At 73.6% G+C, this 20,681-nt stretch carries 18 protein-coding genes; 8 read left to right on the top strand and 10 right to left on the bottom strand.

Annotated elements, in window-relative coordinates; translation table 11 throughout:
• Nucleotides 1–325: 325 nt before the first annotated feature.
• The 4 genes from kal to IE99_RS0111390 all read right to left on the bottom strand — a co-directional run bounded on the left by kal (nt 326) and on the right by IE99_RS0111390 (nt 4,150).
• Complete coding sequence (gene kal / locus IE99_RS0111405) at nt 326–718, bottom strand: 3-aminobutyryl-CoA ammonia lyase (protein WP_030167980.1); 393 nt, start codon at nt 716–718, stop codon at nt 326–328.
• The gene (gene kamE / locus IE99_RS0111400; RefSeq protein ID WP_084219431.1) at nt 715–1,545 is read right to left on the bottom strand and encodes a lysine 5,6-aminomutase subunit beta; all 831 of its coding nucleotides are present in this window, start codon (nt 1,543–1,545) and stop codon (nt 715–717) included. The genes kal and kamE overlap by 4 nt, the downstream gene beginning before the upstream one ends.
• Entirely contained in the window at nt 1,542–3,158 is a 1,617-nt protein-coding gene (kamD, locus tag IE99_RS0111395) for a lysine 5,6-aminomutase subunit alpha (protein WP_030167974.1), read from the bottom strand. The genes kamE and kamD overlap by 4 nt, the downstream gene beginning before the upstream one ends.
• 191 nt (nt 3,159–3,349) lie before the next feature.
• Nucleotides 3,350–4,150, bottom strand: coding sequence for an SAM-dependent methyltransferase (locus IE99_RS0111390; RefSeq protein WP_030167965.1), 801 nt, complete (start codon nt 4,148–4,150; stop codon nt 3,350–3,352).
• Nucleotides 4,151–4,240: 90 nt separating this feature from the next.
• On the opposite strand from IE99_RS0111390, the gene IE99_RS0111385 reads away from it, so the two are divergent.
• The 3 genes from IE99_RS0111385 (at nt 4,241) to IE99_RS0111375 (ending at nt 8,161) form a co-directional block, all read left to right on the top strand.
• Nucleotides 4,241–5,890, top strand: a complete 1,650-nt coding sequence (locus IE99_RS0111385; RefSeq protein ID WP_051712386.1) for a PP2C family protein-serine/threonine phosphatase — start codon at nt 4,241–4,243, stop codon at nt 5,888–5,890.
• Nucleotides 5,891–5,993: 103 nt separating this feature from the next.
• A complete protein-coding gene (locus IE99_RS0111380; protein WP_030167958.1) occupies nt 5,994–7,094 on the top strand; it encodes a TIGR03857 family LLM class F420-dependent oxidoreductase in 1,101 nt (366 codons plus the stop codon).
• Nucleotides 7,091–8,161, top strand: coding sequence for a phosphotransferase family protein (locus IE99_RS0111375; protein ID WP_030167955.1), 1,071 nt, complete (start codon nt 7,091–7,093; stop codon nt 8,159–8,161). Before IE99_RS0111380 ends, IE99_RS0111375 begins: the two co-directional genes overlap by 4 nt.
• A gap of 24 nt (nt 8,162–8,185) precedes the next feature.
• Here the strand turns inward: IE99_RS0111375 and IE99_RS0111370 are convergent, their stop codons facing one another.
• Nucleotides 8,186–9,517: a DUF2252 domain-containing protein gene (locus tag IE99_RS0111370; protein ID WP_030167952.1), complete on the bottom strand. Its 1,332-nt coding sequence runs from the start codon at nt 9,515–9,517 to the stop codon at nt 8,186–8,188.
• Nucleotides 9,518–9,562: 45 nt separating this feature from the next.
• Nucleotides 9,563–10,612 (bottom strand): L-erythro-3,5-diaminohexanoate dehydrogenase, encoded by a 1,050-nt coding sequence (kdd, locus tag IE99_RS0111365; RefSeq protein WP_211258780.1) that lies wholly within the window; start codon nt 10,610–10,612, stop codon nt 9,563–9,565.
• A 136-nt stretch (nt 10,613–10,748) separates the two neighbouring features.
• On the opposite strand from kdd, the gene IE99_RS0111360 reads away from it, so the two are divergent.
• The 4 genes from IE99_RS0111360 to IE99_RS0111345 all read left to right on the top strand — a co-directional run bounded on the left by IE99_RS0111360 (nt 10,749) and on the right by IE99_RS0111345 (nt 15,231).
• On the top strand, nt 10,749–12,161 hold the full coding sequence (locus IE99_RS0111360; protein WP_030167946.1) for a KamA family radical SAM protein: 1,413 nt from the start codon (nt 10,749–10,751) through the stop codon (nt 12,159–12,161).
• Nucleotides 12,162–12,219: 58 nt separating this feature from the next.
• Nucleotides 12,220–13,293, top strand: coding sequence for a DUF3616 domain-containing protein (locus IE99_RS0111355; RefSeq protein ID WP_030167944.1), 1,074 nt, complete (start codon nt 12,220–12,222; stop codon nt 13,291–13,293).
• A gap of 79 nt (nt 13,294–13,372) precedes the next feature.
• Nucleotides 13,373–14,578 carry an acyl-CoA dehydrogenase family protein gene (locus IE99_RS0111350; protein ID WP_030167941.1) on the top strand — a complete coding sequence of 402 codons (1,206 nt, stop codon included), beginning with the start codon at nt 13,373–13,375 and terminating at the stop codon, nt 14,576–14,578.
• 116 nt (nt 14,579–14,694) lie between these two features.
• Nucleotides 14,695–15,231: an FHA domain-containing protein gene (locus tag IE99_RS0111345; protein WP_030167938.1), complete on the top strand. Its 537-nt coding sequence runs from the start codon at nt 14,695–14,697 to the stop codon at nt 15,229–15,231.
• A gap of 65 nt (nt 15,232–15,296) precedes the next feature.
• Here the strand turns inward: IE99_RS0111345 and IE99_RS0111340 are convergent, their stop codons facing one another.
• Both IE99_RS0111340 and IE99_RS0111335 read right to left on the bottom strand, forming a co-directional pair.
• Nucleotides 15,297–15,737, bottom strand: coding sequence for an Lrp/AsnC family transcriptional regulator (locus IE99_RS0111340; RefSeq protein WP_211258779.1), 441 nt, complete (start codon nt 15,735–15,737; stop codon nt 15,297–15,299).
• Nucleotides 15,738–15,801: 64 nt separating this feature from the next.
• The gene (locus tag IE99_RS0111335; protein WP_342666211.1) at nt 15,802–16,935 is read right to left on the bottom strand and encodes a LacI family DNA-binding transcriptional regulator; all 1,134 of its coding nucleotides are present in this window, start codon (nt 16,933–16,935) and stop codon (nt 15,802–15,804) included.
• 75 nt (nt 16,936–17,010) lie between these two features.
• Here IE99_RS0111335 and IE99_RS0111330 point away from each other — a divergent pair, with 75 nt between their 5' ends.
• Nucleotides 17,011–18,270, top strand: a complete 1,260-nt coding sequence (locus tag IE99_RS0111330) for an ABC transporter ATP-binding protein (protein WP_030167928.1) — start codon at nt 17,011–17,013, stop codon at nt 18,268–18,270.
• A gap of 67 nt (nt 18,271–18,337) precedes the next feature.
• Here IE99_RS0111330 and IE99_RS0111325 read toward each other — a convergent pair whose 3' ends face one another.
• Both IE99_RS0111325 and IE99_RS0111320 read right to left on the bottom strand, forming a co-directional pair.
• Nucleotides 18,338–19,279, bottom strand: a complete 942-nt coding sequence (locus IE99_RS0111325) for a carbohydrate ABC transporter permease (RefSeq protein ID WP_030167925.1) — start codon at nt 19,277–19,279, stop codon at nt 18,338–18,340.
• A complete protein-coding gene (locus IE99_RS0111320) occupies nt 19,276–20,673 on the bottom strand; it encodes an ABC transporter permease (RefSeq protein ID WP_030167923.1) in 1,398 nt (465 codons plus the stop codon). The genes IE99_RS0111325 and IE99_RS0111320 overlap by 4 nt, the downstream gene beginning before the upstream one ends.
• Between the last annotated feature and the right edge of the window lie 8 nt (nt 20,674–20,681).

Below are 20,681 nucleotides of genomic sequence, written 5' to 3'. Positions count from 1 at the left end.
GGCCGTCCCACAGGCGGTGGGAGCGGCGCTCCGTTTTCTCCCGGATGTCCGGGCCCTTCCCGGGTCCAACCCCCGCTCGATCGGGCGGCTCCGCCGGGGCGCGGCTCCGCGGTCGCCGCGCTGGCGTGGACGGGCGGGGCGTGGTCGGCTCCCCCCGCCGCGGCGCGGTGCCCGGCGGCGCCTCGGCGGCCGATCGGTGAGTCCCGTGCTGGACTGGAGCAAAACTACCCGGATCCACGGCCTTGTCAACCGCCGGGTGTGCTGCGGAGACCCTTGTTCTCCCAGGTCAGCGACATGATCGCGGCGGCTTCGGCGATTGCCGCGATCAGTCTCCGGGGACCACGACGGTGCCGGTCGCGGTGACCGCGACGATCGGCTCGGGGAGGACCTCGGCGGCGGAGGCGCCCTTGTCGGGGCGGCCCCGGCACACGACGCGGGCCTCGAGGGCGAGGGTGCGGCTGCGGGTGCCGACGCGGGTGACCACGGCGGTGGCCTCCACGACGTCCCCGGCCCTGAGGGGGGCGAGGAAGCGGACGTCGGCGTACCCGGCGAACAGGCCCTCGTCACCGTCGGAGCGGATGCACACCTCGGTGGCGACGTCCCCGAACAGGCCGAGGGCGTAGGCGCCGTCGACGAGGTTCCCGGCGTAGTGGGCGTGCGAGTAGGGGACGTACCGGCGGTGGGTGACGGTGAGTCCCTCGCGGGGATCGCGGTTCATGCGTCTTCTCCCGGCAGGAGCGCGTGGACGAGGTAGCCGGCGACCTCGGCGGGCGTGGTGCCCTTCCCGAAGATCCGGTCGACTCCGAGGTCCTCGGGGGTGACGGTGTCGAAGCGGGGGCCGCCCGCGATGAGGAGCGGACGGCCGATCCCGGCGGCGACGGCGGTGGGGTACTCGGCGTGGAACGCGGCGGCCATCTGCTTGGTGTTGTGCAGGTGGGCGTTGCGCTGGGTGACCACCTGGGAGACCAGGACGGCGTCGGCGTCCTCGGCCTTGGCGCGTTCGACGAGCTCCTCGACGGTGACCTGCGCGCCCATGTTCACCACATGGATCTCGCGGTAGTACTCCAGGCCCTTCTCCCCCGCGAAGCCCTTGACGTTGAGGATCGCGTCGATCCCGACGGTGTGGGCGTCGGTGCCGATGCAGGCGCCGACGACGACGAGGCGCCGGTTCAGGGCCCGGCGGATCGCCCGGTTGACCTCCTGCGCCGACAGCAGCGGGTACGCGCGGCCCTCCGGGGCCGGGATCGACGCGTAGTCGATGAGGTGGCCGACCTTGCCGTACACGATGAAGAAGGTGAAGTCGGGCCCCATCGGCTTGCTGTGGACGACGCTGGCCGGGTCCAGGCCCATCTTCCCGGCGAGCTGCAGGGCGGCGGCGTCCGCGCGCGGCCCTGCGGGGACGGGCAGGGTGAACGACATCTGGACCATCCCGTCGCCGGTCGTGTCGCCGTAGGGGCGGATCACCTGGCGGGTGTCGGCGGGCTGGGCGGGCGCGCCGGGCACCGTGCCGGTCGCGGCCGCGCCGCTCGTTCCGGGGCCGCTCATGCGGGCACCTCCTCTTCGTGGGCGCGGGCGGCGTGCGGGTCCTCGGTGTCGAGGATCTCGATGGCGGGGTTGACGTACCCGTCGGCGCGGGCGACGACGCCGTCCAGGCCCTTGCCGCCGTCGGGCGGGCGGCGGGTGACGCCGAACGTGCCGTCGGCGATGGCGGTGAGGAGCCCCTCGTCGCCGATCCGGGCGAGCAGGTCGACGGACTCCGCCAGCACGCGCCGGGCGCGCTCGGCGATGAACCCGCCGGGGCGGGGCACGAAGTCCTCGGCGAGGCGGCCGCAGGCGTCCCGGACGTAGCGGACGTTCTCCAGCGCGAGGTCGCGGTCCGACAGCCACGGGGTGTGGATGCCCTCGGTCATCATCCCGATCAGGATGATCGACTGGCCGGTGAGGACGCCGGCGAGGTTGAAGAACGCGTCGAGGAGGTACCCGGCGAAGATGTTGCCGGTCATGTGCTTGGTCGGCGGCATGTACTTCAGCGGCGCGCCGGGGAACAGCTCCCGGACGAGCTGGGCGTGCGCGAGCTCGAGCCGGAACGACTCGGGGACGGACGGGTCGATCTCGAAGGCGTGGCCGAGGCCGAGCTGGGCGTCGGTGAGGCCGGCCTCGTGCCCGAACCGCTCGTTCAGCAACTGGCTGACGACCACGGTGTGGGCGGCGTCGACGGCGTCGGCGGTGGTGAGGTAGTTGTCCTCGCCGGTGTTGATGACGATGCCGGCGCGGGCGTGGATCTGCCGGGAGAACCGCTGGTCGATGAACGTCCGGCGGGGGTTGATGTCGCGGAAGATGATGCCGTACATGCAGTCGTTCAGCATCATGTCGAGGCGTTCCAGCCCGGCGAGCGTCGCGATCTCGGGCATGCACAGCCCGGAGGCGTAGTTGGTGAGCCGGACGTAGCGGCCCAGCTCGTGCGACACCTCGTCCAGGGCGGCCCGCATGAGCCGGAAGTTCTCCTGGGTGGCGTAGGTGCCGGCGTAGCCCTCGCGGGTGGCGCCTTCGGGGACGAAGTCCAGCAGCGACTGGCCGGTGGAGCGGATGACGGCGACGACGTCGGCGCCCTCCCGCGCGGCGGCCTGCGCCTGGGGGATGTCCTCGTAGATGTCGCCGGTCGCGACGATCAGGTAGACGAGGGGGCGGGGCGGGTCGGCGGCGTCGCCGGTCGGGAGGCGGCGCAGCAGGGCGTCGCGCTCGGCGCGTCGGCGGTCGATGCGGGTGATCCCGGCGCGGGCGGCGGCGGTCGCGGCGGCGGTGGCGTGCGCGGCGTCCGTCCCGGTGGGGAGGCGGAACCGGACGCGCCCGGCGGCGGCGGCGCGGGCGAGGCCGGCGAGCGAGCCGTGCGGGCCGGTGTTCAGCGCGTCCCAGACGGGGAGGGCGACGCCGTGCTCGAGGCCGACCTGGTCGCGGACGGCGTCGGCGAGGTGGTTGGCCCAGGGGCGGCCGCCGTCGTCGGCACCGGACAGCCCGGCGAGCCGCAGCAGCGCGCGCTCGACGGAGACGGTGGTGTGGGTGCGGGCCATCCGGATGACGGGTTCGGCGGCGCGCGCGGCGAGCCGCCGGGCGGTCCGCACCGCCTCCGGATCCAGGTCGAGTTTCCCCTGCGGCGTCATTGCCGGCTCCCCTCACCCGCCTCACGGCCGGGCCTGTCAATCATCCGTCATCTGGAACTCTCTACGGGAGATCTTCCGGCATGGGCACCATTGGACGCAAGAACTCACGGCATGGTGGATCGGCGCGACTCATGGGCGCCGGCCCGTGCCGGTGCGGGGGAACGCCCGGGAGGCGGGAGCGCCGGGGGCCGTCAGCCGGTGCGGGCCACGCCGCCCAGGACGAGGAACCGCTCGGGTTCCGGGTCGGTCTCGCCCTCGTGGGGCCGCCACTCCGGGACGTACACCAGGCCGGGCTCGAGCATGTCCCAGCCGTCGAAGAGGGCGAGGATCTCCGCGTGGGAGCGGGGGACGGCCGGGGACGTCGCGCGGTCGTACAGCTTCGCGATCGCGGCCGTCTTGCCGGGCGCGGTCTCGTGCGTGAGGTGGGAGATGACCAGGTGGGAGCCGGGCGCCGCGGCGGACCGCAGCGTCGCGACGATGCCGGCCGGGTCCTCCTCCTCCTTCACCAGGTGCAGCGCCGCGACGAGCAGGAACGCGACCGGGCGGGACAGGTCGACGAGGCGCGTCAGCTCGGGGTGCGCGAGGATCTCGGCGGGCCGCCGCATGTCGGCCTGGATCACGGTGGCGCGGTCGTTGCCGACGAGGATCGAGCGGCTGTGCGCGACGGCGACGTCGTCGTTGTCGACGTAGACCACGCGGGCCCCCGGGTTCACCCGCTGCGCGACCTCGTGCACGTTGCCCTGCGTCGGGATGCCCGAGCCCAGGTCGACGAACTGGTCGACGCCCGCGGCGGCGATCGCGGCGACCGCGCGGCCCAGGAACGCCCGGTTCGCGAACGCGAGCTCCCGGGCCTGCGGCTCGATCCGGAGCAGACCGGTCGCCAGGTCACGATCCGAGGCGAAATTGTGCCGACCACCGAGCAGGAAGTCATAGACCCGTGCGACGCTGGGCCTTTGACCGTCGACGTCGGGTGGGATCCACTCGGAGTCCATGCATCGTCTCCCTCGCGACCGGGGCGCCGTCCGCGGGCCAGCGTACGCCGGATCGGGCGGGGCGGCGGAGGCCCACGCGGAAAAGGATCGATGTCCAGCGGACCGACACCGGAGCCGGCCCCCGAGGGCCCGGTCACCGTCCTGCTGACCCCCGGCGGCGTCGTCACCGGATGGGGCGCGGGCGCCGCGCGGCTGTTCGGGCGCCCGGCCGAGTCCGTGCTGGGCAGGGCGCTCAGCGGGCTGCTCGGCCCGGCCGCGGCGGAGCCGCTCGCGGTCGCGCTGAAGGCCGCCGCGGCGGGCCGCGCCTGGACTGGCGCGCTGCCCGTCGGCCCCGGCGCGGCACCGGTGGTGTCGTGCACGCCGCTCGTGACCGGACCCGGCCGCACCGCGGTCCTGCTGTCGGTCCCGCCGCCGTGGGAGGGCGGGCTGGAACTGCTGAACGAGGCGGGCCGCCGTATCGGCTCGACCCTCGACCTGGGCCGCACCGCCCGCGAGATCCTCTCGGTGGTGACGCCCAGGTTCGCCGACGCCGGCGCCATCTACATCCTGGAGCGGCTCCTCGCCGACGAGGACCCCGCGCCGCCCGGCGGCGCTCCGGGCGCGGCGGAGGCCGACGGGTCGGCGGTGGTGCGGCGCCTCGCGATCGCGTTCGCCGAGGACGACCCCCGCGAGTGGGCCGAGCGGTTCCCCGTCAACGAGGTGATGGTGTACCCCGCGGGCACCCCGTACGCGCGGTGCCTCGCGACGGGCCGCCGGGTCGAGTTCGGCGGCGACGCCGTCGCGGACACGGTCGCGCACGTGCGGGGACGGCCCGTTCCCGGCCTGCTCGACCACGTGTCGCTGCTGGCGGTGCCGCTGACCGCCCGGGGGCGGGCCCTGGGGTTCGCGGTGTTCAGCCGCAAGCGCGGCCGGCTGCCGTTCTCCGCCGCCGACGCGGCCCTCGCCGAGGACCTCGCCGGCCGCGCCGCGACGTGCGTCGACAACGCGTGCGCGTACCGGCGCGAGCACCGCACGGCGATGGCGCTGCAGGCGGCCCTGGCCCCGGCGGCGGTGCCCGCGCCGCCCGGCCTGGAGATCGCCCACCGGTACCTGCCGGCGCGGGCGGGCGTCGGCGGCGACTGGTACGACGTCGTCCCGCTGCGCGCGCCGGCCGGCGCGGGGAGCGTCGAGCGGGTCGCGGTCGTCATCGGAGACTCGGTGGGGCACGGGGTCACCGCGGCGGCGGCGATGGGGCAGCTGCGGGTCGCCGCGCACACCCTCGTCACGTGCGCGTTCCCGCCGCGACGGGTGCTGGAGCGGCTGGACGGCATCGCGCAGGACCTGGACGCCGCCCAGTTCGCGACGTGCCTGTGCCTGACGGTCGATCCGGCGTCGCGGCACTGCGAGATCGCGGTCGCCGGGCATCCGCCGCCGCTGCTGCTGGAGGGGACGGGCGGCCCGGCCCGGCCGGTCCCGGTGGTGCACGGCCTGCCGCTCGGCGTCGCCGACCACGAGCATCCCGCCGACCACGCGCAGGCGTCGTTCACGCTGCCGCCCGGCGGGGTCCTCGCCCTCTACACCGACGGGCTGGTGGAGAGCCGCACCCGCCATCTGGACGCCGGGATCGCCCGGCTGGGCGCCGCGCTCGCCGCCGCGCACGCGCCGTCGCTGGACGACACCGCCGACGGGATCCTCGACCTGCTCGCCGACCAGCGGGGCGGGGACGACATCGCGCTGCTGCTCCTGCGGGCGGCGTCCTGACCCGACCTGGACGGCCGTTCGGACAACTGTCCGGTCCATGTCTTCCCTGTCCGGCCCGCACGTGCCATCCTCGGCGAGAGCCGATCTTCGATGGGATGCGCGCATGGGCGACACGGGGCTGGACGATCTGTGGGAGCTGGGCTGCTACGGCCTCGCGGGGCATTCCGCCACCCCGCGCGACCTGCTCGGCGAGGTGCGGTCCGCGGAGGACGCGGGCCTCGGCGCGGTGTTCCTGTCCGAGCGGTTCAACGCCAAGGAGGCGGCGACGCTGTGCGGCGCGGCCGGCGCCGTCAGCGAGCGGATCGGGATCGCGACCGCCGCCACCAACCACAACACGCGCCACCCGCTCGTCACGGCGACGTTCGCGGTGACCGCGCACCGGCTCACCGGCGGCCGGTTCGCTCTCGGCCTCGGCCGCGGCTTCGACCTGCTCTTCGACGTCATGGGCGTGCCGCGGATCACGAACGCGCAGATCGCCGACGCGGTCGGGATCCTGCGGACACTGTGGCGCGGCGAGCCGGTCGTCGACCACCACGGCCCCGCCGGCGACTACCCCTACCTGATGCAGGACCCGTCGTTCGCCGAGGACATCCCGGTCATGATGGCGGCGCTCGGCGAGCGGAGCCTCCGATTCGCCGGCGGCCTCGTGGACGGCGTCGTCCTGCACACGTTCTTCACCGACGAGACCCTCGCCCGCTCGGTGCGGGCGGTGCGCGAGGGCGCCGAGCGGGCCGGCCGCGACCCCGCGTCGGTGCGGGTGTGGTCGGTGCTCGCGACCGTCGGCGACCACCTCGACCCGGAGCTTCGGCTCCGCAAGCTCACCGGCCGCCTCGCCACCTACCTGCAGGGCTACGGCGACCTGATGGTCCGCGTGAACGGCTGGGACCCCGCCGCCCTCGCCCGGTTCCGCGCCGACGACCTCGTCGCCGGGTTCCCCGGCGCGTTCGACGCGATCGCCACGACCGCGCAGCTCGAGCACCTCACCGGCCTCATCCCCGACGAGTGGCTCGCCGCGTCCGCGACCGGCTCCGCCGACGCCTGCGCCGCCCGGATCGTCGACCAGTTCGACGCCGGGGCCGACGGCGTCGTCCTGCACGGCGCCACCCCCGCCGAGCTCGAGCCGGTCCTGGCCGCCTACAGAACGATCCGGCCCGCCCGCCTGGGAACGCGCACCGACCTCAACCCCGCCCGGAGCCACGCGTGACCGCCCCCGAGCAGAGCCTCCCCGTCCCCGAGAGCGCCCACGACATCACCCCCGGCTGGCTGAGCGCCGCGCTCGGCGCCCCCGTCACCGGTGTGACCAGCACGCGGGTCGGGTCCGGCCAGATCGGCACCTGCCACCGCCTCGGCCTCGAGGGCCCCGGCGTCGACGCGGGCGAGGCGCCCCGCGCGCTGGTCGCCAAGCTCGCCGCCGAGGACCCCGCCGCCCGCGCGTTCCTCGGCGGCGTCTACCGCACCGAGGTGCTGTTCTACCGCGACATCGCGCACACCGTCGCGGTCCGCACGCCCCGCTGCCACCACGGCGCGATCGGCGGCGACGCGACGACCTTCGTGCTGCTGCTGGAGGACGCCGCGCCCGCCGTCCAGGGCGACCAGCTCACCGGCTGCACCCCCGGCCAGGCCGCGGCCGCCGTGGACAACCTCGCCGGGCTGCACGGCCCCCGCTGGTGCGACCCGGCGCTGTTGGACGTCCCGTGGCTGTCCGCCCTCACCGAGGAGGACGCCCGGACGCTCGGCGAGGTGTTCGCGCCCGCCACCGAGACCTTCATCGACCGGTTCGGCGACGCGATCCCGCCCGAGGACGCCCGCACCCTCCGCGACACCGCCGCCGCCGTCGAGGCGTGGGCGGTCGCGCGGCCGGAGCGGTTCGGGCTCGTCCACGGCGACTACCGCCTCGACAACCTGCTGTTCCCGCCCGGCGGCGCGCCCGGCGTGCTCGCCGTGGACTGGCAGACGGTGACCGTCGGGCACCCCGTCCGGGACCTGTCCTACCTCCTCGGCACCGGCCTGGACCCAGCCGCCCGCGCCGCGGCCGAACACGGCCTCGTCGCCCGCTACCACGCCGCCCTCACCGGCCACGGCGTCCAGGGCTACACCCTGGAGGAGTGCTTCGACGACTACCGCTTCGCCGCCCTCCAGGGCCCGCTGACCACCGTCCTCGGCTGCGCCTACAGCAGCCACCGCACCGACCGGGGCGACGCCATGTTCCTGGCCATGGCGCGCCGGTCCTGCGCCCAGATCCGCGATCTGGACACGCTCTCCCTGATCTGACGCCGCCCCTGGCCGACGCCCTCCCTACAGCCCCGGGATGGCGTGGTTGCGGAACGCGTCGACGAAGAGCCGGTGGTCGTCGCGGACGACCTCCGCGTAACCCATGCCGAAGGCGACCATCGCCTCCACGAACGCGGCCTCGTCGTCACCGATCGCCGCGCTGATCGCGTCCTCGACCTGGAAGCCGACGAGCGCGTGGTCGGAGTCGCTGTCCGACACGCAATGGATCTTCGCGGTCGCGCGGCCCAGGTCGGCCAGCAGCGAGAGCATGTCCTCCGGCTCGGTCAGGCCGCTCCAGTCGAGGTCCTCCTCGTAGGGGGACAGCTCCTGGACGACATAGCCGACACCGTCGATGCGGGTGTACCCGAGCCAGGGGTCGGTGTTGGCCTGCAGCGCGCGCCGCGACACGGCCGTGCGGTGCCCGTGGTCGCGGAAGTACTCGCGGATGCGGGCGTCGCCGACGACCCGGCTCGGCGCGGCGACGTTGCCCTGCTTCATCGACAGGATGACGTCGTTCTCCAGCGCCTGCGTGTTGCCCTCCACCAGGATGTTGTACGCGGACAGGCCGGCGGAGCCGATCCCGAACCCGGACGAGCCGATGACGTCCTTCACCTGGTAGGTGAGGCCGCCGAACCGCTTGTCCGCCGGGATCGTCGTCAGGTACTCCAGGTAGGCGGCCTCGACCTTCGAGCGCTCGGCGTCGTCCAGCCGCCGGACGCCGGGGCCCGCCTTGAACCGGCGCTCGTGGCCCTCCACCACGGTCTTGCCGGCGAGCAGCCCGATGCGGGTGCCCGACATCGCGGCGATCAGCACCTCCCGGACGTGCCCCTCGGCGTTGTCCAGGGTCAGCGCGAAACGCTCGTCGCCCTCATGGCGCGCGAAACCGCGGACCTGGTCGACGTAGGCGCGGACGTAGGTCTCGATGAGCCGGCGGATGTCGTCGTCGGAGAGCGCCTTCTGCCACGCCAGCAGCGCCAGGGACGCCACGAGCCGCTTGACGTCCCAGGTGAAGTGGCCGACGTACGCCTCGTCGAAGTCGTTGACGTCGAACACGAACACGCCGTCGTCGTTCATGTAGGTGCCGAAGTTCTGCGCGTGCAGATCGCCCTGGATCCAGACGCGGCCGGTGCGCTCGTCGGCCCACGGGTCGTCGTCGTGGACGATGTCGGCGTAGAACAGGCAGGCGCTGCCCCGGTAGAACGCGAACGGGTCGGACGCCATCTTCCGGAACCGGCGGCGGAACTCGGCCGGGCTGCGCTCCATGAGGTCCGAGAACGCGTCCACCAGGACGTCGACGATCTGCCCCTGCCTCTCCTTCGGGTCGCGCGTCCGCAGTTCCCCGATGATTCCCGCCATCCGTACTCCTTCGCCGAGACCCGCTCACGTCATGCCGTTACCCGGTCATTCTGCCGAATCCGCCCCCGTCCGGGCGGTGAACAGGGCACGGACCGCCGGTTCCGAGCGCAGCAGGTCCAGCGCCGCGGCGGCGTGCCCCGGAACGTACCCGTTCCCGATCAGCATGGTCACGTCCGCGGCGAGCCCCTCCGCGCCGAGCGCGGCGGCGGAGAACGACGTCGCCATCGAGAAGAACACGACGGTCCCGCCGGGCGCGGCGGCGAGGATCGCGCCGTGCTCGCAGCCCGGGACGTCCACGCACACGATCACGACGTCGGCGGGCTCCCCGATCGCCGCCGCGACCGCGACCGGATCGCGCGCGTCGGCGCGGACGACGGCGTCGGCGAGGCCGGTGGCCGACAGCAGGGTCTCCTCCGCCTCGGTCGGGACGAGGCCGACCACCGTGGCGGCGCCCGCGCGGCGGGCGGCGGCCAGCGACAGCGACCCACTCTTCCCGGCGGCGCCGAGCACCGCGACGACCGGTGCCCGGTGGTGCCGCTCGCGGTGGGCGGCGACGACGCGGTGGGTGAGGGCGGGCGCGCCGCACACGTCCATGACCGCGAGGGCCAGCGGGACGGGCAGGTCGGGCGGCAGGACGGCGGCGATGGAGCGGGCGAACAGGATGGCGTGCCCCGCGGCGGGGACCTGCTCGGAGCGGCCGTCCCAGCGCTCCAGGCCGTCGGTGATCGCCAGGGGGGTGAGGGTGAGCGACACCAGCGTGGCGATGCGGTCGCCGGGCTTCAGCCCGAGCGGGGAGTCCGGCCCGGCCTCCTCGACGACGCCGACGAGCATGCCGCCCGACCCGGTGACCGGGTTGTGCATCTTGCCGCGCTCGGCGACGATCCGCAGCACCTCGGCGCGGATCGCGTCCGGGTCGCCCTCGTGCGCGGTGTGCAGCTGCCGGTAGGACGCGGCGTCCAGGTTGAGGCGCTCGACCCGCACGCGGACCTCGTCCGGCCGGATCGCCGGGTCGGTGTCGAGCCGCCGCGCGGCCTGCGGGAGCACCCCCGCGGGCGCCAGGACGCGGTGCAGCCCCGCCGCGGTCATGTCGATCATTCCCTGCCCTCTCCTCTACCCCGGTCTTCGCGAAAGATATTCCGAGTACCACTGGTTTCAGCGAAAGTCTTCCCGTACCGTCGCCCTGATACAAGACTTTTCCATGAACGATCGTGAGGCGAGGAAGGGGTCGACGATGACCACCGCCCTGCATCCCGAACCGGACGCCGTCCGGTCCGGCGAGACCGCGTCCGCTTCCGGGTCCGCCGACCTGCGCGCGCACCAGCCCTACGCGTACCGGCGCCGCCCCCTGGAGGAGCCCGACTGGCGCCGCCTGCCCGGCTGGCGGAGCGTCACGCAGGCCGACTGGGAGTCGGCGCAGTGGCAGCGCGCCCACTGCGTCAAGAACGTGCGGCAGCTCCGCGAGGTCATGGGCGACCTCCTGGACGACCGCTTCTACGCCGACCTCGAGCGCGACCAGGCCGAGCGGGCCACGATGTCGATGCTCGTCCCGCCGCAGATGCTCAACACGATGGACGCCTCGTCCACGGACGCCTTCTACGCCGACCCCGTGCGGCGCTACATGATCCCGGTGTTCTCCGACCGGCGCACCGACTGGCCGTCGCACCCGCACGCGTCCCGCGACTCCCTGCACGAGGCCGAGATGTGGGCGGTGGAGGGCCTCACCCACCGCTACCCCACCAAGGTCCTCGCCGAGCTCCTGCCTACCTGCCCCCAGTACTGCGGCCACTGCACCCGCATGGACCTGGTCGGCAACTCCACACCGGCCGTCGACAAGCACAGGTTCACCGTCAAGCCGCCGGACCGGCTCGGCGCCATGCTCGACTACCTGCGCCGCACCCCCGGCGTCCGGGACGTCGTCGTCTCCGGCGGCGACGTCGCGAACATGCCGTGGCCGCGCCTGGAGGCGTTCGTCGACGCGCTCCTCGACATCGAGAACGTCCGCGACATCCGCCTGGCCAGCAAGGCGCTGATGGGGATGCCGCAGCACTGGCTGCGCGACGACGTGCGCGCCGGCATGGAGCGGCTCGCCGCGAAGGCCACCGTGCGCTGCGTCCACCTGGCCATCCACACCCACGTCAACAGCGTCCGCTCGGTGACGCCGCTCGTGGCGAAGGCCGCCCGCGCCATGCTCGACACCGGCATCCGGGACGTCCGCAACCAGGGCGTGCTGCTGCGCGGCGTCAACGACTCCCCCGCCGCGCTGCTCGACCTGTCGTTCGCGCTGCTCGACGAGGCCGGGATCATGCCGTACTACCTGTACATGTGCGACATGATCCCCTACAGCGAGCACTGGCGGCTCGCCGTGCACGAGGCCCAGGACCTCCAGCACGCGATCATGGGTTACCTGCCGGGGTTCGCGACGCCGCGCATCGTGTGCGACGTCCCCTACGTCGGCAAGCGGTGGGTGCACCAGCTCTCCGGCTACGACCGCGTCCGCGGCATCTCGTACTGGACGAAGAACTACCGCACCGGGCTGGAGCTCAGCGACCCCGATGCGCTGACCCGCGAGTACGAGTACCACGACCCGATTCACACCCTGCCGGAGGAGGGACAGCGCTGGTGGCGCGAGCGCGCCACCGCCTAGCGTCTTTACATTGTAGATCATCAGTGGTGGCGGGTCCCGGATGTGGGACGATCGGGCGATGATCGTGGAACGCCGCGTCGCGCTGCGCTTCGAGCACGCCAGCCGGGAAGCCGAGACGCACACCAACCTGTCCGCCGTCCGTCGCGACGGCCGCTGCCTGTGGGTGGCCGGCGACGAGACCGCCACCATCGAGCGCCTCACCGCCGAGACCGATGGCGAGGGCCGGGTCACCGGGTACGGCGGGCAGGTGTCGGTGGCGCTCGGCGACCTCGTCCCGCTGCCCGCCGCGGCCGACGAGGAGGCCGACATCGAGGGCATCGCCCGCAGCGACGGATGGCTGTGGGCGGTGGGGTCGCACAGCCTCAAGCGCAAGAAGATCAAGCCGGGGCAGCCGGACCGCAAGTCCCGCAAGCGCCTGGCGACGATCGTCCGCGAGGAGAACCGGTTCATCCTCGCGCGGCTGCCGCTCGTCACCCGCGCGGACGGGCTGCCCGAGGCCGTCGCCGCCGACGGCGACCGGACCGCCGCCGTGCTCGGCGGGCGCGGCGACTCCCTGACCGACCTGCTCGCCGACGACCCGCACCTGGCGCCGTTCCTGGCGATCCCCAGCAAGGACAACGGCATCGACATCGAGGGGATCGCCGCGCACGGCGACCGCCTCTACATCGGGCTGCGCGGGCCGGTGCTGCGCGGCTGGGCGGTGCTGGTCGAGATCCGGCCCGGCACCGACCCCCGCGATCCCCGCCGGCTCCGGCTCGAGCCGCTCGGCGAGAAGGGGGAGGTCTACCGGACGCACTTCCTCGACCTCGGCGGCCTCGGCATCCGCGACCTGTGCCCGCACGGCGACGACCTGCTGATCCTCACCGGCCCCAGCATGGACCTCGACGGCCCGGTGCGGCTCGTCCGGTGGCCCGGCGCCGTGACGGTCGACGCCGCCGACGTGGTGCCCGCCGGCGAGCTGGAGGTCCTCGGCGACCTGCCCTACGGGGACGGCGACGACCACGCCGAGGGCATCGCCGTCCTGGACGAGGCGGACGGCACGCGGCTCCTCGTCGTCTACGACAGCCCCTCCCCCGAGCGGCTCTCCCCCGGCGGGGACGTCCTCGCCGACGTGGTGCGGCTGGGCCGCTGAGCGGGACGTCCGAGTAAGTGCTTGGTTTTGCCTTCTGCTTGGATGGAGCCCTTTCACGTGGGAGAGAGGCGAAACGAGCATGATCGAGTGGTCCGACGAAGACCTGATGATCCGGGACGCGGTGCGGGGCTGGATCGACGCGGAGGTCCGGCCGAACCTGGACGCCCTGGAGTCCGGTGAGCTGCCGCCCTACGACCTGCTCCGGAGCCTCTACAAGACGTTCGGCATGGACGAGATGGCGCGCTCGTCCTTCCACGCCGCGCTGGCCAAGGAGAAGTCGGGCGAGAAGGGCGAGAAGGGCGAGCGCTCCGGCGGGGGCGGCGCGGCCATGACGATGCTGCCGGTCATCGAGCTGTGCAAGGTCGCGCCCGGCCTCGTCTCGGCGATGGGCGTCGGCCTCGGCCTCGCCGCCGGCACGATCATGAAGCGCGGCACCCCGGAGCAGAAGGAGCGCTGGGCGCTGCCGCTGCTCACCATGGAGAAGGTCGGCGCGTGGGCGATCACCGAGCCGAACTCCGGCTCGGACGCGTTCGGGGGCATGCAGGCCACCGCCCGCAAGGACGGCGACGAGTACGTCATCAACGGCGGCAAGACGTTCATCACCAACGGCCCCTACGCCGACACGATCGTCTTCTACTGCAAGCTCGACGACGGACGCGACCCCCGCGACCGCGAGATCCTCACGTTCGTCCTCGACCGGGGCATGGACGGCCTGGAGCAGACCAGGCCGCTGCGCAAGATGGGGCTGCACTCCTCCCCCACCGGCGAGCTGTTCCTGAGCGACGTCCGCGCGGGCGCCGACCGGCTCCTCGCCTCCGGCGAGGGCGGCGGCAAGGAGTCGGCCAGGCAGAACTTCGTCACCGAGCGCGCCGGGGTCGCCGCGATGGCGCTCGGCGTCATCGAGGAGTGCCTGAAGCTGTCGGTCGAGTACGCCAAGACCCGCGAGCTGTGGGGCCAGCGGATCGGGGACTTCCAGCTCATCCAGCTGAAGCTGGCGAAGATGGAGGTCGCGCGCCTCAACGTCCAGAACCTGGTGTTCCGGCACATCGAGATGCAGCGGGCCGGGCGCCCGATGACGCTCGCCGAGGCGTCCGCCATGAAGCTGTACGCGGCCCAGGCCGCCAGCGAGGTCGCGCAGGAGGCCGTGCAGCTGTTCGGCGGCAACGGCTACATGAGCGAGTACCGCGTCGAGCAGCTCGCCCGGGACGCCAAGTCGTTCCAGATCTACGCCGGCACCGACGAGATCCAGATCACCCACATCGCGCGGGATCTTCTCTCCCGCTGACCGCGAACCCGAGCCGCGTTCCGGGCATCGAACAGGTGGAGGGCGGGCGGAATCGACCGCCCGCCCTCGTCCGGAGCTTTCTGGACAGGCGACGACGGGAACTGGATACTCACGGCATGGACGGTCAGCCCTCTTTCCCGGTACGGGCGTCCGACGGGGAGCGGGACCGCGTCCTGCGCGTCCTCGGCGACCGCGTGGCCGAGGGCCGGATGTCCCACGAGACGTTCGAGCGCCGCGTCGACCAGGTGCTGCGCGCGCGCAGCCGGGCCGAACTGGACGACATCGTGCACGACCTGCCGCCCGCCGGCCGCGTCGTCGGCCGGCTGACCGGCCTGGTCGCCACGGTCTCGCAGGTGACCGCCCGGCTCGAGGCGGCGTGGCGGGCACCGCGGCTGCCCCGCTTCACCCTGCCCGCCGACGGCGCCCGCATCGTCGTCGGCCGCGCCCCCGGCTGCCAGTTCCTCCTCACCGACCTGACCGTGTCCCGGTTCCACGCCGAGCTGTACCGCGCCGAGGAGGGATGGATGGTCACCGACCTCGGGTCGATGAACGGCACCCGGGTCAACGGGTGGCGGCTGACCGGCCCGGCGCGGGTCCGCGCCGGCGATGAGATCGGGTTCGGCGAGGCGGCCTTCATCGTCGCCGCGTCCTGACGGGCCGCGCCCTTGACGTTGTAAGGTCGGGCCCGGCGCGGTCGTCGTGCCCGACCGCGCCCGTCTCACAATGCGGGCGGGCGGCTTTCCCAGGGGGTGCTCAGCACGACCGTGGTGCGGGTCGCTACGTTCGCGGCGGCCCGGATCCGCTGCAGGAGGTCCTCCAGCTCGTTCGGGGACGCGACGCGGACCTTGAGGATGTAGCTCTCCTCCCCCGCGACCGAGTGGCACGCCTCGATCGCCTCCAGGTGCGCCAGCCGGTCGGGGGCGTCGTCCGGCGCGGCCGGGTCGATCGGCTTGATCGAGACGAACGCGGTCAGCGGAAGCCCGATCTCCCGGCTGTCGAGCTGGGCGGCGAACCCCCGGATGGTCCCGCGCTTCTGCAGCCGCCGCACGCGCTGGTGCACGGCCGACACCGACAGCCCGGTCTCCCGGGCCAGGTCGGTGAAGCTCATTCGCCCGTCGCCGGCCAGCAGCCGCATGATCTGACGATCGATCTCCTCCACGATGCGAAATCTAGCGCGCCGCGGGGCCCGCCCGCGGCGGCACAGATCACAGATCGGACTCCGCTCACCGGATCGTCTCGGCATGTGGACGGGAGCGGCCGGAGGGCCGTCCCCCCGGGCGCGCGGAGCGCAGCGCGCCGCAGCTGCCGCGCACGACCAGCTCGGTCGGCAGCAGCACCGGGCCGGCCGGGCCCCGGCGGGCGCGGTCGCGCAGCAGCAGCTCGCAGGCGCGGTACCCCATGTCGCGGGCGGGCCGCGCGACGGCGGTCAGCGGCGGGTCGCACAGCTCCGCCCACGCGACGTCGTCGACCATCGCGATCGACACGTCGGCGGGGACGCGCAGGTCCAGCTCGCGGGCGACGAGCACGGCCGCCTCGCCGAGCAGGTGCCCGGCGGCGAGCACGGCGGTGACGTCGTCGCGGCGCTGCAGCAGCCCCGCGGCGGCCGCGTACGCGGCGTCGCGGGCGGGCCGGGCGGGCACGACGAGGTCCTCGTCCAGGACGAGCCCGGCGGGCGCGTGGGCGTCGCGGAACGCCCGCTCCCGGACGCCGGGCGTCGCGCCCGGGGCGGCGGCGCCGAGGTAGGCGATGCGGCGGTGGCCGAGCCCCGCCAGGTACTCGACCAGGGCGCGGACGCCGCCGGCGTCGTCGGCGAGGACGGCCGGGACCTCCGGCAGGCCGGGCAGGGCGCGGTCGGCGAACACGAGGCGGGGGCAGACCCGCGCGGCGCCCCGCCAGCCGGACTCGTCCCCCGCCGGGACCGCGATGATCCCGTCGACGCGCTGCTCGACGAGCCGGTCGAGGATCTCGGCCTCGCGGGCGGGGTCGCCGTGCGCGGCGTCCACGACGACGTGGCCGCCCAGGGTGCGGGCGCACGCGAGGACGCCCGCGGTGAGCTCGGCGCAGAACGGGTCGGTGACGTCCGGCACGATGAGGCCGATGCCGCCGCTGCGGGCGGTCCTCAGGCCGCGGCCGAGGGCGCTCGGCCGGTAGCCGAGGTCGGCCGCGGCGGCGAGCACGCGCTCGCGGGTGCCGGCGGCGACCGCGCCGGTCCCGGAGAACACCCGGGAGACGGTGGCGATGCCGACCCCGGCCGCCGCCGCCACGTCCTTGATCGTCGCCGCCCGCTCCGCCATCCCGATCCTCCCGCCGGCGTCCAGCCCGGTCGGCCGCCGCTTTCCTGGAAACGTTTCCATCATGTTAGCTCCACTCAATAGACGAAAGACCTGGTGAGCGACGGCAAGATGGAAACGTTTCCATCGAAAGGGGATCCGATGGCGAAGATCGTGCTGGACGGCGTGGACAAGGTGTACGCGGGCGGGGTGAAGGCCGTGGACTCCCTGGACCTGGAGATCCGCGACGGCGAGTTCATGGTGCTGGTCGGCCCGTCCGGCTGCGGCAAGTCGACCGCGCTGCGCATGATCGCCGGCCTGGAGGAGATCAGCGGCGGCACCGTCTCCATCGGCGACCGGGTCGTCAACGACCTCGCCCCCAAGGACCGCGACATCGCGATGGTGTTCCAGAACTACGCGCTCTACCCGCACATGACCGTCGAGCAGAACCTCGCCTTCGGCCTCAAGCTGCGCGGCACCCCCAAGGCCGAGATCAAGAAGAAGGTCGCCGAGGCCGCGCAGATGCTCGGCCTGGAGCAGTACCTGAGCCGCAAGCCCGCCGCCCTGTCGGGCGGCCAGCGCCAGCGCGTCGCGATGGGCCGCGCGATCGTCCGCCAGCCGCAGGCCTTCCTCATGGACGAGCCGCTGTCGAACCTGGACGCCAAGCTCCGCGTGTCGATGCGCGCCTCGCTCAGCCAGCTCCACGAGCGCCTCGGCGTCACCACCGTGTACGTCACCCACGACCAGATCGAGGCGATGACGCTCGGCACGCGGGTCTGCGTGCTGCGCGAGGGCGTCCTCCAGCAGGTCGACACGCCCCAGCGGCTGTTCGACGACCCGGTGAACCTGTTCGTCGCCGGGTTCATCGGCTCCCCCGCGATGAACTTCGCGACCGCCGAGCTGACGCGCGGCGACGGCGGCGCGCGGGTCGCGTTCGCCGGGTACTCCCTGCCGGTCCCGGACGCCCTGTTCGAGGACAGGCCCGGCCTGGACGGCTACCTCGGCCGGAAGGTGATCCTCGGCGTGCGGCCGTCCGACTTCGAGGACGCCGCGCACGCCGACGCCGACTGGGCCACCCTGCACGCCCGCAGCAGCGTCACCGAGGAGCTCGGCAGCGAGATCAACGTCATCTTCGCGATCGACGCGCCGCCCGTCGAGCACAAGGACACCGCCGACCTCGCCGAGGACGGCGCCGACGGCGAGGCCGAGCTGGCGCTGCCGCTCACCGAGAACCGGGCGCTGTGGACGGCCCGCGTGAACTCCCGCTCGCACGTCCGCCCCGGTCAGGAGATCGACCTGGCCGTCGACACCAAGCGGCTGCACTTCTTCGACCCTGCCAGCGGCCTGGCGATCGGCCACCGCGCGGCACGGGCCGCCGACACCGCCGTGGACACCGCTCAGGACACCGTCCCCGCGGGCTGAGCCCCCGCGAGCGCGAGGCCCGCGCCCCCACGTCGGGGGCGCGGGCCTCACCCGTCACGGGACCGCGCTACTTGACGGAGCCGGCCAGGACCCCCTGCACGAAGTACCGCTGGAAGGCGAAGAACACGGCGAGCGGGACGATCAGCGACAGGAACGCGCCCGGCGCGAGGATGTCGATGTTCCCCGTGAACTGCCGCATCTGCGACTGCAGCCACTTCGTCATCGGCTGCGAGCCCGTGTCGGCGAACACCAGCGCGACGAGGAGGTCGTTCCACACCCACAGGAACTGGAAGATCCCCAGCGACGCGATCGCCGGCCCGCCCAGCGGGAAGATCACCCGCCGGAAGATCGTCCACTCGGAGCCGCCGTCCATCCGCGCCGCCTCCAGCAGGTCGCGCGGGATCGCGGCGAAGAAGTTGCGCAGCAGGAAGATCGCGAACGGCAGCCCGAACGCGACGTGGAACAGCACGACGCCGGTGACGGACCCGAACATCGTGAACCCGCCGACGTCGACCCTCCCGTAGAGCTTCGCGACCGGGATCAGCGCGACCTGCACCGGCACGACCAGCAGCGCGACCACCGCGAGGAACAGCCAGTCCCGGCCGGGGAACTCCATCCACGCGAACGCGTACGCGGCCAGCGAGGCGATCACGACGACGAGCACCGTCGACGGCACGGTGATCATGATGGTGTTCCAGAACGAGTCGACGAAGTCGTCCTTCTCCAGCAGCGCGGAGTAGGCGCCGAACGTCAGCTCGGTCGGCCGCGTGAACACCGTCCACCAGCCGCTGGCGGCGTTGTCCTGGGTGGAGCGCAGCGACGCCACCAGCAGGCCGATCGTGGGCACCAGCCAGAACAGCGCGATCAGCACCAGCATCGCCTGCACGAAGCCGCCGCCGAGCCGCCCCACGATCCGGGACGCGACTCCGCGCCGGGGCGCGCCCGCCGCGCCGCTCGCCGTGGCGCCGCCGGGCTCGGTGCGGGTCCCGGCCGCCTTCCCGTTCGTCATCTGCGCTCCTGCTGCAGTCGCCGGATGTTGAACAGCATGGCGGGCAGCACCAGCACGAACAGCAGCACCGCGATGGCGCTGCCCGCGCCCTGGTCGTTGCCGCCGCCGAACGACACGGTCCACATCTGCAGCGCCAGCACGTTCGCGTTGGGATCGCCGCCGCCGATGATGAACACCAGGTCGAACACCTTCAGCACGTTGATCACCAGCGTCACCAGCACCACCGTCAGGACGGGCATCAGCAGCGGGATCGTCACCCGCCGGAACACCTGCCACTCGGTGGCGCCGTCGACGCGGGCGGCCTCCAGCGCGTCCCGGGGGATCGCGGCCAGCCCCGCGGCGATCAGCACCATCGCGAACCCCGACCACACCCACAGGTACGACGCGATGATCGCGGGCGTGATGAGGGTGTCGCCGAGCCACTCCGCGCCGCGGTAGGCGGCGGTGAAGTTGTCCGCCGGCAGCCGGACGGACACCGTCGCCGACGGCACGTCCCGCAGCGTGAACGTGCCGTCGGCGCGGGTGGTCGCCTTAGCCACGACCTTGCCGTCCCGGACCGCCTCGACCGTGACGCCGGGCAGGCCGGTCTCGCCCGCGTTCGGGACGTTCGGCGTTCCGCCGCCGCCCCGGGTGAAGTCGAACCAGACCGTCCCGGTGATCTGCCCGGGACGGGCCGCCGGGGCCTGCGCCGCCGGCTTCGCGTCCTTCGGCAGATTCTCGGGCCGGACCCGCACCAGCGGCAGCAGCGCGCTCCGCCCGCCCTGCACGGGCGCCGCCGTCACCACGCCGCCGCCCTCCGCGCGCACCGGCTGGTCGCCGCCTCCGCGCGGCGCGGCGCCCGGATAGCGGGTGGCGCCCGCGAACATGTCGTGCACGCCGACGAGGACCGCGTTGCCGACGCCCTTGTCCGGATCCTGCTCGTACACGAGCCGGAAGATGATGCCGGAGGCCAGCAGCGAGATCGCCATCGGCATGAAGACCACGAGCTTGAACACCGTCGCCCACCGGATCCGCTCGGTGAGGACGGCGAACAGCAGCCCGAGGATCGTCGTCACGGTGGGGGCGACGACCACCCAGATCGCGGTGTTGCGCACCGCGATGAGGTTGTTCTCCCCCTGGAAGACGCCGGTGTAGTTGTCGATGCCGACGAAGGAGTCCCCCGACGCGTCGAACAGGCTGCGGATCACCGAGTAGACGATCGGGTAGACGACCAGGAAGCCGAGCACCACCAGCGACGGGAGCAGGAACAGCATCGCCAGCCACGACGGCGGCGCCAGCCGTTCCCGTGCCCGGGCGCGGCGGCCGCCCGGCCCGTCCGTCCCGTCCGCCGTGGCGACGGCGGCGGCGCCGCCGGCCGTAGCGGCCGGCGGCACCCCGTCCTTCGGAGCCTTCATCAGGGAAA

The sequence above is a fragment of the Spirillospora albida genome (genome assembly GCF_000718255.1).
GTDB classification, from domain to species: domain Bacteria; phylum Actinomycetota; class Actinomycetes; order Streptosporangiales; family Streptosporangiaceae; genus Spirillospora; species Spirillospora albida.
This window is presented reverse-complemented; position numbering and strand designations above follow the sequence as displayed.

Excerpts from the sequence above, each read along its gene's own strand:
- kal (WP_030167980.1), bottom strand. The coding sequence starts at position 718 with ATGAACCGCGATCCCCGCGAGGGACTCACCGTCACCCACCGCCGGTAC.
- kamE (WP_084219431.1), bottom strand. The coding sequence starts at position 1,545 with ATGAGCGGCCCCGGAACGAGCGGCGCGGCCGCGACCGGCACGGTGCCC.
- kamD (WP_030167974.1), bottom strand. The coding sequence starts at position 3,158 with ATGACGCCGCAGGGGAAACTCGACCTGGATCCGGAGGCGGTGCGGACC.
- IE99_RS0111390 (WP_030167965.1), bottom strand. The coding sequence starts at position 4,150 with ATGGACTCCGAGTGGATCCCACCCGACGTCGACGGTCAAAGGCCCAGC.
- IE99_RS0111385 (WP_051712386.1), top strand. The coding sequence starts at position 4,241 with ATGTCCAGCGGACCGACACCGGAGCCGGCCCCCGAGGGCCCGGTCACC.
- IE99_RS0111380 (WP_030167958.1), top strand. The coding sequence starts at position 5,994 with ATGGGCGACACGGGGCTGGACGATCTGTGGGAGCTGGGCTGCTACGGC.
- IE99_RS0111370 (WP_030167952.1), bottom strand. The coding sequence starts at position 9,517 with ATGGCGGGAATCATCGGGGAACTGCGGACGCGCGACCCGAAGGAGAGG.
- kdd (WP_211258780.1), bottom strand. The coding sequence starts at position 10,612 with ATGATCGACATGACCGCGGCGGGGCTGCACCGCGTCCTGGCGCCCGCG.
- IE99_RS0111360 (WP_030167946.1), top strand. The coding sequence starts at position 10,749 with ATGACCACCGCCCTGCATCCCGAACCGGACGCCGTCCGGTCCGGCGAG.
- IE99_RS0111355 (WP_030167944.1), top strand. The coding sequence starts at position 12,220 with ATGATCGTGGAACGCCGCGTCGCGCTGCGCTTCGAGCACGCCAGCCGG.
- IE99_RS0111350 (WP_030167941.1), top strand. The coding sequence starts at position 13,373 with ATGATCGAGTGGTCCGACGAAGACCTGATGATCCGGGACGCGGTGCGG.
- IE99_RS0111345 (WP_030167938.1), top strand. The coding sequence starts at position 14,695 with ATGGACGGTCAGCCCTCTTTCCCGGTACGGGCGTCCGACGGGGAGCGG.
- IE99_RS0111335 (WP_342666211.1), bottom strand. The coding sequence starts at position 16,935 with ATGATGGAAACGTTTCCAGGAAAGCGGCGGCCGACCGGGCTGGACGCC.
- IE99_RS0111330 (WP_030167928.1), top strand. The coding sequence starts at position 17,011 with ATGGCGAAGATCGTGCTGGACGGCGTGGACAAGGTGTACGCGGGCGGG.
- IE99_RS0111325 (WP_030167925.1), bottom strand. The coding sequence starts at position 19,279 with ATGACGAACGGGAAGGCGGCCGGGACCCGCACCGAGCCCGGCGGCGCC.
- IE99_RS0111320 (WP_030167923.1), bottom strand. The coding sequence starts at position 20,673 with ATGAAGGCTCCGAAGGACGGGGTGCCGCCGGCCGCTACGGCCGGCGGC.